Here is a 10,326-nt window from a genome sequence, read left to right on the forward strand (position 1 = left end):
CTATTAGCAGAAGCGGCCCCGGCTCGTTACGCCGGCCGCGGCGACCGCTTCATGATCTGCAAGGCCATCACGGCGGCCGGCACGATCAGGATCGCCGTCACCACGAAGGCCGCGCCCGGATCGACCAGCGAGAACAGCTGGCCGGCGAAGATCGGGCCGCCGATCCGCGCCAGGGCCATGTTCGACATGTTGAGCCCCAGGGTCTCGCCCTGCCGCTCGGGCGGCGCGGCCTGCGAGATCAGCGCCGTCAGGCAGGGAAAGCAGATCGACTGGCCGAAGCAGACGAAGGCGAACCCGACCATCGCCACCGGCCAGTTGGGCGAGAAGAACTGGAAGAGCATGCCGATCCACATCGCCGCCAGGCCTGCGGTGAGGACCAGGGCCTCGCCGTGGCGGCGGACCAGCATTCCGGTCACCACCGCCTGGCAGAAGGCGCCCAGCACCCCGATGCCCATGAAGGCGAAGCCGATCTCGCGCGGCCCCCAGTTGAACCGGTGCTCGGTCCACAGGCCGTAGGTCGCCTCGATCCCGGCGAAGCCCGAAATGACCACGAAGCTGATCAGCATCACCCGCAGGATGATCGGGTGGGCCAGCGAGGCGCGCAGCACCTCCCGGCGGTTCGGCTGCGGGCCCTGGCGCGGCTCGGGCCGGCTCTCGCGCACGAAGGCGAAGACCGCCAGCGCCGACAGCAGGCCGAAGCCCGCGGCCGCGAACAGCGGGATGTGGAAGCCCAGCGGCCCGAGCTCGGGCCGCGCCAGCAGCCCGCCCAGCGCCGGCCCGACCATGAAGCCGAGCGAGAAGGCCGAGCCCATCAGCCCCATCTTCGCGGCCCGCTCCTCGGGTCGGGTGATGTCGGCCAGCGCGCCCTGCAGGGTCGAGATGTTGCCCGACAGGAAGCCGCCGACGAACCGCGCGGCGAAGGCCAGCCAGATGTTCGGCGCGAAGGCCAGCGCCACATAGGCCAGCGCCCCGCCGGCGATGGTGACCATCAGCACGGGGCGGCGGCCGAGCCGGTCGGACATCCGGCCCCAGAACGGTTCGCCCAGGAACTGCCCGAACGAGAAGGCCGAGAACAGGATGGCGATCTGCCAGGCCGGGGCGTCCAGCGACTTGCCGAAGAACGGCAGCAGCGGGATCACCAACCCGAAGCCGGCGATGTTGAGGAAGATCACCGACAGCAGGACGACCATCGCCCGGCTCTCCTCCGCGCGCGAGGCGGCGGGCGGACTCATGGCGTCGGGGCCGGTTCGTCCTGAGCCGCGGCGGCCAGCTGGGCTCGATGAGCCACGACCCGCCGGCTGGCGGCCAGCGCCAGGAAGATCGCCGGCGTCACCACCAGCGCGCCCAGGATGAACGGGCCGTTGATGTTCACCGGGAAGATCAGGCCCGCGCAGAATGGCCCCACCACCCGCGCCAGCGCGCCGGTGGCGTTGTTGAGCCCGAGGATCTGGCCCTGGCGGTGCGGGTCGGCGGTCTGGGAGATCATCGCCCCGACGTTGGGCCAGGCGACCGACTGGCCGATGGCGGTCAGGCACATCAGCGCGATGACCATCGGCATGTTGATCGAGAACGGCTGGCTGGCCGCCGCGATCACGGTCAGCCCCATGCCGATCGCCAGCATCTTGCCCTCGCCATAGCGCTCGGACAGCCGGCCGGTGATGAAGGTCTGGGTCAGGGCCGCGGCGACGCCGGTGAAGGCGAATACGATGCCGATCTCGCGCGGGCCCCAGTCGAACTTGGCCTGGGCCCAGAGCCCGAAGGTGCTCTCGATGCCGGTGAAGGCGAAGCCGACCATGAAGGTCAGCAGCATCAGCCGCCCGATGATCGGGTTGCCGACCACTTCGCTCAGCGCGCCCCAGCGGCTCGGCCGGTGGGTGATCGCTTTCTCGCGGGTCTTGCTCTCGCGGATGAAGACGATGATCGCCGCCACGCACAGCGCCGCCAAGCCCGAGGCGATGAACAGCGGCACCTGGAAGCCGATCGGCCCCATGTTCGGATGGGCGAAGATGCCGCCGATCGACGGGCCGACGATCAGTCCGACGTTCCAGGCTGCGCCCTGGTAGGACAGCTGCCGGGCCCGCTTCTCGGGCGGGGTGACGTCGGCGATGTAACCCTGGATGACCGCGCCGTTGCCGGCGGCCAGTCCGCCGATCAGCCGGATCACGAACGCCGCCCAGATGTTCGGCGCGAAGGCCAGCGCCAGGTAGCACAGGCAGTTGCCCATGATCGTCGAGATCAGCAGCGGCTTGCGGCCGTACTTGTCCGACAGCCGGCCCCAGAACGGCTCGCCGAAGAATGCGCCCACCGAATAGGCCGAGAAGATCAGCGCGATCTGCCAGGCCGGCGCGTCGAACGATTTGGCGTAGAACGGCAGCAACGGGACGATGATCCCGAAGCCGAGCATGTTGATGAAGATGACGGCGATCAGGGACGGCGCCGCCCAGCGGGACGGAGCCGTCTCCCGCGAAGCGGTGTCGGACATTTGAACGCTGTTAAGCGGACCTGCGTGACGCCGCAAGCCCGACCTCGGCGCTTGGTCGTTGTCGTCCGCGGGTGCGGCTCCTAGGCCGCAGTATGGCGCTCAGGCTCGCCGGATCATGGAGACTTGAGGGAGGCGAATGGTCGCGCTCAGCGCGCCGGCGGCGCGCGCCTGGCCATGTGCAGCCTAGTCCAGGCCGCGCCGGCCGATGGCGTAGAACCGCGCCCTCCGCTGCGCGCGCAGGGCCTCCGGGTCGAAACCCTCCAGGGCGTCGAGTTCTTCCGCCAGCGCATCGCCCACCGACCTGACCGTCGCTTCCTTGTCGGCGTGGGCGCCGCCCGGCGGCTCGCCCACCACCCGGTCGACGATGTTCAATCGCAACAGATCCTGCGCGGTGATCATCATCGCGCTCGCCGCCTCGCCGGGGGTGCGGGCCCCGCGCCAGAGGATCGAGTTGGCGCCTTCCGGGCTGATCACCGCATAGACCGAGTGCTCGAGCATCAGCACCTTGTTGGCCGCCGCCAGGGCCAGCGCCCCGCCTGACCCGCCCTCGCCGGTGATCACCGCGACATTGGCGACGCCCAGCGACAGTCCCCGCTCTATGGAGCGGGCGATGGCCTGCGCCACGCCGCGTTCTTCCGAGGCCGCGCCGGGATAGGCGCCGGCGGTGTCAGCAAAGCTGACGACCGGCAGGTTGAAGCGCTCGGCCAGGTCCATCAGCCGGACCGCCTTGCGGTACCCCTCCGGGCGGGCGGCCCCGAAATTGTGCTTCAGCCGGGTCGCGGTGTCGTGGCCCTTCTCGATGCCGATCGCCACCACCGGCCGCCCGCGGAAGCGGCCCAGCCCGCCGATGATCGTCTGGTCGTCGCCGAAGCTGCGGTCGCCGCGCAGTTCGACGAACTCCTCGATCAGCCCGGACAGGTAGTCGACGCAGTGCGGACGCCCTGGGTGGCGGGCCACCTGGGTTTTCTGCCAGGCGTCGAGGCTGCGGTAGGTGTTCCGGCGCAGCTCGTCGGCCCGGGCCTTCATCGCCTCCAGCTCGGCCTCCAGGGCCCCCGACCCCAGCGTCTCGGCGAGCTTGGCCAGATCGGCGATCTTGGCTTCGAGCTCGGTGATCGGCCGTTCGAACTCTAGACTGTTCAAGTGCGCCTCATGATTTGCCGAGGCGAAGGGTAGGGGCGCCGGCCAGCCTCTGTTACTCGACTTTCCATGTCGGCGATGAGCGCGGGGGGCTCGGATGAGCGGCGTTGAAAACACTCGCAAAACGCCGCGACAGCCGCGGGCGAAGCACTCGGTCGACGTCGTGCTCGAGGCCGCCGCTCAGCTTTTGGAGGTGACCGGCGAGGCCGGATTCAACACCAACGCCGTGGCCGAGCGGGCCGGGGTCAGCATCGGCACGCTCTATCGCTACTTCCCCGACAAGGCCTCGATCCTGCGGGCCCTGGCGCAGCGCGAGACCGAGGCGCACCGAAGCGCGGTGATGGCGGTGCTGGACGGCGGCAGTCCAGGCGTGGCGCGCGACCGGGCGATCATCCGAGCCTTCGTCCAGGCCTTCGCCGGCCGCACGAAGGCGCGGCGGATCGCCGTCTCGGCGATGCTGGCCCACGCCGACCACGGCGAGCTGGCGGCGCAGTTCGCGGCCGTGGAGCACGGCATGCACGACGCCGAGGGCCGTCCGCTGACGAAGGTGCAGGCCTTCGTGCTCGGCCGGGCGGTGCAGGGCGCGATGCGGGCGGCCGTGCTCGAAGGCGCCGACTTTCTCGAGAGCCAGGAGTTCGAGGACGAGCTGGTGCGCCTGGGCCGCGCCTATCTGGGCTATTCGGTCGCGAAGCGGGGCGGCTAGCGGCCTCAAACGAAAACGGCCGCCCCGGAGGGCGGCCGTTCGTCGTTCAGTCGATGAGCTTAAGCCTAGCGCGGCGCCAGGATCATGATCATCTGGCGGCCTTCCATGCGCGGCTCGTACTCGACCTTGGCCACTTCGTCGAAGTCGGCCTTGACCTTCTGCAGCAGCTTCATGCCGAGCTCCGGGTGCGCCAGTTCGCGGCCCCGGAAGCGCAGGGTGACCTTCACCTTGTCGCCTTCGTCGAAGAACCGGTGCATCGCCTTGGTCTTCACTTCGTAGTCGTGAATGTCGATGTTCGGACGGAGTTTGATCTCCTTGAGCTCGACGACCTTCTGGCGCTTGCGCGCTTCGTTCTTCTTCTTCTGCTCCTGGAACTTGAACTTGCCATAGTCCAGGATCTTGCAGACCGGCGGATCCGCGTTCGGCACGATCTCGACCAGGTCGAGGCCGGCTTCTTCAGCGGCCTCCATGGCGGCCGACGTCGGCATCACGCCCTGCTTCTCGCCGTGCTGGTCGATAAGCAGAACCTTGGGGACGCGGATCTCATCATTGATGCGCGGTCCGTCTTTGACGGGCGGCGCCTGCATCGGACGGCGAATAGGCTTTCGCTCCTAGAGCTGTTGAAACACGTACGGCCGGCAGCGCGAGGCTCCGGTCGGGCAGCCATATATGACGAAGGCCATGCCCCCAATCAAGCGGTGCTAGGCTTGAGGCAGCAATGCGTTCGCCGCCTGTAGGACCTCGGCCACAGAAAGATCGCTCAGGCTGCCCGAGCGCAGCACCGTCACATGGCCGCGCGGGGCGGCCAGTTCCGGGTCCGAGGCGCTGGAGAACAGCACCACGGTCGGAGCGCCGGTCGCCGCGGCCAGGTGCAGCGGGCCGGTGTCGTTGCCGACCACCAGCGCGGCCTTGGCGCCCAGCATGGCGACCTTGGCGAAGTCGGTGCGTCCGGTCAGATCGCGGACATGGCCGACCTCGCGCTGGATCTGCCGGGCCAGGGCGCTTTCCTGCGGGCCGCCGATGATGACGATGTCGTAGCCGCGCTCGGCCAGGATCTTGCCCAGCTGACCGTAGCGTTCGGCGCTCCAGCGCTTGTCCAGCCGGTGGGCCGAGCCGCCGGGCACGAACAGGGCGTAGGGCTTGGGCTTCACCCCGCCCGGCACCGGCCGCGTCTGGCTCGGCTTGGGCAGCACCCACGACAGGTCCGGCCCCGGCGCGCTGCCGGGTTCGGTCGGGGCGTCGGGCCAGATGCCGGCGTACTTCAGCTGGTCGGCGTGGCGCTCCAGCGTGTGCATCCGGTTGCGGTTGGGGTTCTTGTGCGGCAGCGAGCAGCCGGCCGCGATGCCCGACCATTCCGGCGGGAACGGCGCCAGCATGTGGAAAATCCGCGCCGACTGGGCCGAGGTCTGCAGGTCGTAGACGCGGTCGTACTTGGCCGCCTTGATCCGCTTGCGCAGCGCCAGCCATTCGCCCAGCCCCTCGGGCCGCCCGTCGGTCTCGACCGCGTTGAAGTATGGGCAGGCCTTGGCAAGGCTCTCGAACGGCGGGGTGGTCAGCAGGGTGATGTGCGCCCGCTTGTGGACCTGGCGGATCTTCTTCATCGCCGCCAGCGCGAGCACGAAGTCGCCCAGGGCCGACAGCTTGATGACCAGGATCTTCTTGATCTCGCGCGACATCAGCCCTGGAACCCCGAATTGCGGGCCGCCAGCACGCGGGCGTAGGCGTCCAGCGTCGCCTCGCACATGGCGTCGACCGAATAGAGCCGCCGCGCGCGGTTCGCCGCGGCCTGGCCCATGGCCGCCAGCCGCGGGCCGCCTATCTCGATCGCCTTGCCCATGGCCGCGGCCCAGGCGTCGGGATCGTCGACCTTGACCAGCCAGCCGGTCTCGCCGTTCAGCACGGTCTCGGTGGTGCCGCCATGGTCGGAGGCCAGCACCGGCTTGCCCATCACCTGCGGCTCGACCGCGGTGCGGCCGAACGATTCGGGCTTGGTGGTGGGCAGCATGGCGATGTCGCAGATCTGGTAGGCGGCCGGCATGTCGTCGCAATGGCCGACCAGTCGCACATGTTCCGACAGGCCCGCCGCGACGATCGCCGCCTCGACCTCCTCGCGATAGCCGGTGCGGCCCTGGTCGTCGCCGGCGAACAGGATCAGGAAGTCCTCGACCCCGTTCTCGCGCATCCGCCGCGCGGCCTCGATGATCAGCAGGTGGCCCTTGATGCGGGTCAGCCGCCCGGCGAGCAGCAGCTTCACCCGCCGGTCGCGGGCCTCCACACCCCAGGCTTCGCGCAGCGCCTGCACCCGCTCGGGCGTCACCCAGCTGGGGTTGAAGCGCTCCAGGTCGATGCCGCGCGGGATCGAGACGATCTTGTCGGGATCGAGCTTGTGCTCGGCCAGCACGTGGTCGCGGGTGTAGTCGGAATTGGCGATCACCAGATCGCCGCGGGTCATCACCGCGTTGTACCAGCGCTTGACGCTGTTCTTGGCCCCGTAGACGCCGTGATAGGTCGCCACGAACGGGGTCCGGGTCGCCTGCGCCGCCCACAGCGCCGAGAACGCCGGGGCGCGGCTGCGGGCGTGGACGATCGACACCTTTTCCTTGCGGATCAGGTCGACCAGCCGCGCGGCGTTGCCCAGCATCACCAGCGGGTTCTTGGTCTGCACCGGCATCTGGGCCAGCCGCCCGCCGTCGGCCTCCAGCCGCGCGGCCATGCGCCCGCCGCGGGTCGCGACCAGCGCCTTGCCGCCGGCGCGCACGACCGCGTTGGCCACATCGATGGTGGTCTGTTCGGCCCCGCCGGTCTCGAGTTCCGGCACGACCTGCAGGAGAGTGAAGTCTGGGGGAAGCGTCACGGGGTTCTGCATAGCGCAAGCCTCGGTTTGGTAAACCCTCTGCGCGCGCTTAACGATGTCACATACGCGCGTTATGACCTGTCCATGGGTGAGACGAGCGGATTTCTGGAACGGCCCGATGGGGCGAAACTGGCCTGGCGGGCGGTGGCCGGCGACGGCCCGACGGTGGTCTGGCTGGGCGGTTTCCGCTCGGACATGGCCGGAACCAAGGCCCAGGCGCTGGCCGACTGGGCGCAAGGCCACGGCCGGGCCTATGTCCGCTTCGACTATTTCGGCCATGGCGAGTCGCAGGGCGACTTCGCCCAGGGCACGATCACCCGCTGGCGTGACGACGCCCTGGCGGTGCTGGAGACGCTGGTCGAGGGGCCGGCCGTGCTGGTCGGCTCGTCGATGGGCGGCTGGATCTCCTGCCTGGTCGCCGGCGCCGCGCCCGAGCGGGTGGCGGCCATGGTGCTGATCGCCCCGGCCCCCGACTTCACCGAAAAGCTGATGGCCCCGGAGATGACCCCCGCCGACCGCGCCCAGATGGCCGCCACCGGCGTCTGGCTGCGCCCGTCCGAGTACGGCGAGCCCTATCCGATCACCCGCGAGCTGCTGGAGGACGGGGCCCGCTGGTCGATCCTGCCGGGGCCGGTCAACATCGACGCGCCGGTGCGCATCCTGCAGGGCGGCGCCGACCCGGACGTGCCCTGGCGCCACGCGCTGGAGTTGGCCCAGGCGATCCGTGGCGAGAACGTCGTCTTCACCCTGATCAAGGACGGCGACCATCGCCTGTCCCGACCCCAGGATCTCGCCCGCCTGACCGCCGCTCTCGATGAGCTCTGCGCCTAGCCGCATGACCTCGCCCCAGATCCCGAGCTTCTGGGAGGCGGCGCGCGTCTGGGCCCGCATCGGGCTGCTCAGCTTCGGCGGCCCGGCCGGCCAGATCGCCCTGATGCACAAGGTGCTGGTCGAGGAGCGCGGCTGGATCGGCGAGCGGCGTTTCCTGCACGCCCTCAACTACTGCATGCTGTTGCCGGGGCCCGAGGCCCAGCAGCTGGCCACCTATATCGGCTGGCTCATGCACCGCACCGCCGGCGGACTGCTGGCCGGGCTGCTGTTCGTGATCCCCGGCGCCCTGGTCATGCTGGCCCTCAGCATCGCCTATGTGCTGCTCGGCTCCACGCCGCTGGCCGCGGCCCTGTTCCTGGGCGTGAAGTCGGCGGTGCTCGCCATCGTGGTCGAGGCGGTGCTGCGGGTCGGCCGCCGGGCGCTGAAGACCCGCGCCGCGGTGCTGAGCGCGCTCGCCGCCTTCCTGGCGCTCTACGCCCTGCGCGTCCCGTTCCCGCTGGTCATCCTGGCCGCCGGCCTGTTCGGCTGGTTCGCGCCCTCGCGGATGGCGCCGCCGGCCGGCGGCCAGGACGCGCCGGACGTCCCCGACCTGGTCGACGCGGCGCTGGCGGCGGGGCGGGGCGGCCACCTGGCGCCGTCGCGCGGCCGTGCCCTGCGGGTGCTGGCGGTCTGGCTGCCGGTCTGGCTCGCCCCCGTCGCCGTGCTGTTCCTGCTGACCGGCGAGGCCAGCGTCTGGACCCGGCTGGCCGGGTTCTTCTCGACCATGGGCGTGGTCACCTTCGGCGGCGCCTATGCGGTGCTCTCCTACGTCGCCCAGGCCGCTGTCGAGGCCTTCGGCTGGCTCAAGCCCGGCGAGATGGCCGACGGCCTCGGCCTGGCCGAGACCACGCCCGGCCCGCTGATCCTCGTGCTGCAGTTCGTCGGCTTCCTGGCCGCCTACCGCCAGGCCGGCGGCCTCGACCCGCTGGCGGCCGGAACCCTCGGGGCGCTGCTGACCACCTGGGTGACCTTCGCCCCGTGCTTCCTGTGGATCTTCCTTGGCGCGCCCTATGTCGAGGCGCTGCGCGGCCACCGCGCCGTGGCCGCCGCGCTCGCTGCGATCACCGCCGCGGTGGTCGGGGTGATCGCCAACCTGGCCCTCTGGTTCGGCCTGCACCTGCTGTTCGGCCAGGTCGTGCGGCTCGGCGGCTGGGGCCCCGACGTCCCGGTCCTGGCCAGCTTCGACTGGCGCCCGGCCCTGCTGGCCGCGGCGGCCACGCTCGCCATGCTGCGCTTCAAGGCCGGCCTGACCCCGACCCTGATCGCCTGCGCCCTCGGCGGCCTGGCGCTGGCGCAGATCTAAATTCCTCCCTTCCTGGGCGGGGTGATCGCATCTGCGTCGATGTCATCCCGGTTTCGGCCGTCAGGCCGAAGACCGGGGCGCCCGCGGACATGGCGGAGCATCTAGGTCTGGCGCTCGCCCGCCAAAATCGCCGCCAGCCCCTCGCGATAGGTCGGATAGGCCGGCCGCCAGCCCAGCTCGGCCTTGGCCCGGGCGTTCGAGACACGGCGGTTCTCGCGGTAGAACCGCTGCGCCTTGACCGGCAGCGCGTCGATGTCCAGCGGCGTCAGCGGCGGCTCGGGCAATCCCAGCAGGCGCGCCGCATGGGCGATCACCGCGCTGTTGGCCGCCGGCTCGTCGTCGACCAGGTTGTAGATCCCGCCGGCCCGCGGCCGCGCGATCGAGGCTTCCAGCCCCGCCGCCACGTCGTCGACATGCACCCGGCCGACCACATGCCCCGGCGCGTCGTAGCGCTTGGCCCGCCCCTCGCGCAGCCGGTCGAAGGCCGAGCGGCCGGGGCCGTAGATTCCGGGCAGCCGGTGGACGGTGACGGTCAGACCCATGCCGCGGCCGACCTCCAGCCAGTCGCGCTCGGCCGCCACCCGCCGCGCGCCCTCCGGGGATTGCGCGGCCAGGCGGCTGTCTTCGAACGCCCAGCCGCCGCGCCGGTCGCCATAGACGCCGGTGGTCGAGATATAGCCGATCCAGTCGGGAAACGCCCCGGCCTTGGCCAGGGCCGGAACCAGCACCTGCAGCGCCGGGCAGCCTTCCGGCCCCGGCGGCGGCGTCACCAGCACCGCCTGCACGTCGGCCAGCCGCTCGGCGATCGCCTGCTTGTCCTCCGCGGGCAGGGGCTCGACGCCCTCGGCGCGCATCGCCTTGGCGGCGGACGGGTCGCGCCAGGTGGCCGCCACGTCCCAGCCGGCGGCCGCCATCCGCCGCGCCAGGGCGCGTCCGACGAAGCCGTAGCCGTAGACCAGCAGTCGCACGCTCGTCGT

The 10,326-nt window shown here is 70.7% G+C and carries 10 protein-coding genes; 3 read left to right on the forward strand and 7 right to left on the reverse strand.

All coding sequences use genetic code 11. The features are described from left to right. Positions 1-26 precede the first annotated feature (26 nt). The 3 genes from OUA97_RS18025 to OUA97_RS18035 form a co-directional block, all read right to left on the reverse strand. Entirely contained in the window at positions 27-1,232 is a 1,206-nt protein-coding gene (locus OUA97_RS18025) for an MFS transporter (protein ID WP_267233417.1), read from the reverse strand. Beyond that, a complete protein-coding gene (locus OUA97_RS18030; RefSeq protein ID WP_267233418.1) occupies positions 1,229-2,482 on the reverse strand; it encodes an MFS transporter in 1,254 nt (417 codons plus the stop codon). The genes OUA97_RS18025 and OUA97_RS18030 overlap by 4 nt, the downstream gene beginning before the upstream one ends. A gap of 183 nt (positions 2,483-2,665) precedes the next feature. Next, the gene (locus tag OUA97_RS18035) at positions 2,666-3,622 is read right to left on the reverse strand and encodes an acetyl-CoA carboxylase carboxyltransferase subunit alpha (protein WP_267233419.1); all 957 of its coding nucleotides are present in this window, start codon (positions 3,620-3,622) and stop codon (positions 2,666-2,668) included. Positions 3,623-3,716: 94 nt separating this feature from the next. On the opposite strand from OUA97_RS18035, the gene OUA97_RS18040 reads away from it, so the two are divergent. Further along, positions 3,717-4,322, forward strand: a complete 606-nt coding sequence (locus OUA97_RS18040; RefSeq protein WP_267233420.1) for a TetR/AcrR family transcriptional regulator — start codon at positions 3,717-3,719, stop codon at positions 4,320-4,322. Positions 4,323-4,387: 65 nt separating this feature from the next. On the opposite strand, the gene infC is transcribed toward OUA97_RS18040, so the two are convergent. The 3 genes from infC to OUA97_RS18055 all read right to left on the reverse strand — a co-directional run bounded on the left by infC (position 4,388) and on the right by OUA97_RS18055 (position 7,176). After that, a complete protein-coding gene (infC, locus tag OUA97_RS18045) occupies positions 4,388-4,909 on the reverse strand; it encodes a translation initiation factor IF-3 (RefSeq protein WP_267233421.1) in 522 nt (173 codons plus the stop codon). Between the two features lie 114 nt (positions 4,910-5,023). Beyond that, the gene (locus OUA97_RS18050; protein ID WP_267233422.1) at positions 5,024-5,998 is read right to left on the reverse strand and encodes a glycosyltransferase family 9 protein; all 975 of its coding nucleotides are present in this window, start codon (positions 5,996-5,998) and stop codon (positions 5,024-5,026) included. Continuing rightward, positions 5,998-7,176 (reverse strand): glycosyltransferase family 4 protein, encoded by a 1,179-nt coding sequence (locus OUA97_RS18055; protein ID WP_267233423.1) that lies wholly within the window; start codon positions 7,174-7,176, stop codon positions 5,998-6,000. The genes OUA97_RS18050 and OUA97_RS18055 overlap by 1 nt, the downstream gene beginning before the upstream one ends. An 84-nt stretch (positions 7,177-7,260) precedes the next feature. On the opposite strand from OUA97_RS18055, the gene OUA97_RS18060 reads away from it, so the two are divergent. Both OUA97_RS18060 and chrA read left to right on the forward strand, forming a co-directional pair. Further along, the gene (locus OUA97_RS18060) at positions 7,261-8,007 is read left to right on the forward strand and encodes an alpha/beta fold hydrolase (protein WP_267233424.1); all 747 of its coding nucleotides are present in this window, start codon (positions 7,261-7,263) and stop codon (positions 8,005-8,007) included. After that, positions 7,991-9,349 carry a chromate efflux transporter gene (gene chrA / locus OUA97_RS18065; protein ID WP_267233425.1) on the forward strand — a complete coding sequence of 453 codons (1,359 nt, stop codon included), beginning with the start codon at positions 7,991-7,993 and terminating at the stop codon, positions 9,347-9,349. Before OUA97_RS18060 ends, chrA begins: the two co-directional genes overlap by 17 nt. A gap of 101 nt (positions 9,350-9,450) precedes the next feature. Here the strand turns inward: chrA and OUA97_RS18070 are convergent, their stop codons facing one another. Next, positions 9,451-10,317, reverse strand: coding sequence for an SDR family oxidoreductase (locus OUA97_RS18070; RefSeq protein ID WP_267233426.1), 867 nt, complete (start codon positions 10,315-10,317; stop codon positions 9,451-9,453). Positions 10,318-10,326 lie beyond the last annotated feature (9 nt).

Source organism: Phenylobacterium sp. 58.2.17, assembly GCF_026411515.1.
GTDB lineage: Bacteria > Pseudomonadota > Alphaproteobacteria > Caulobacterales > Caulobacteraceae > Phenylobacterium.

Excerpts from the sequence above, each read along its gene's own strand:
- OUA97_RS18025 (WP_267233417.1), bottom strand. The coding sequence starts at position 1,232 with ATGAGTCCGCCCGCCGCCTCGCGCGCGGAGGAGAGCCGGGCGATGGTC.
- OUA97_RS18030 (WP_267233418.1), bottom strand. The coding sequence starts at position 2,482 with ATGTCCGACACCGCTTCGCGGGAGACGGCTCCGTCCCGCTGGGCGGCG.
- OUA97_RS18040 (WP_267233420.1), top strand. The coding sequence starts at position 3,717 with ATGAGCGGCGTTGAAAACACTCGCAAAACGCCGCGACAGCCGCGGGCG.
- infC (WP_267233421.1), bottom strand. The coding sequence starts at position 4,909 with ATGCAGGCGCCGCCCGTCAAAGACGGACCGCGCATCAATGATGAGATC.
- OUA97_RS18050 (WP_267233422.1), bottom strand. The coding sequence starts at position 5,998 with ATGTCGCGCGAGATCAAGAAGATCCTGGTCATCAAGCTGTCGGCCCTG.
- OUA97_RS18060 (WP_267233424.1), top strand. The coding sequence starts at position 7,261 with ATGGGTGAGACGAGCGGATTTCTGGAACGGCCCGATGGGGCGAAACTG.
- chrA (WP_267233425.1), top strand. The coding sequence starts at position 7,991 with ATGAGCTCTGCGCCTAGCCGCATGACCTCGCCCCAGATCCCGAGCTTC.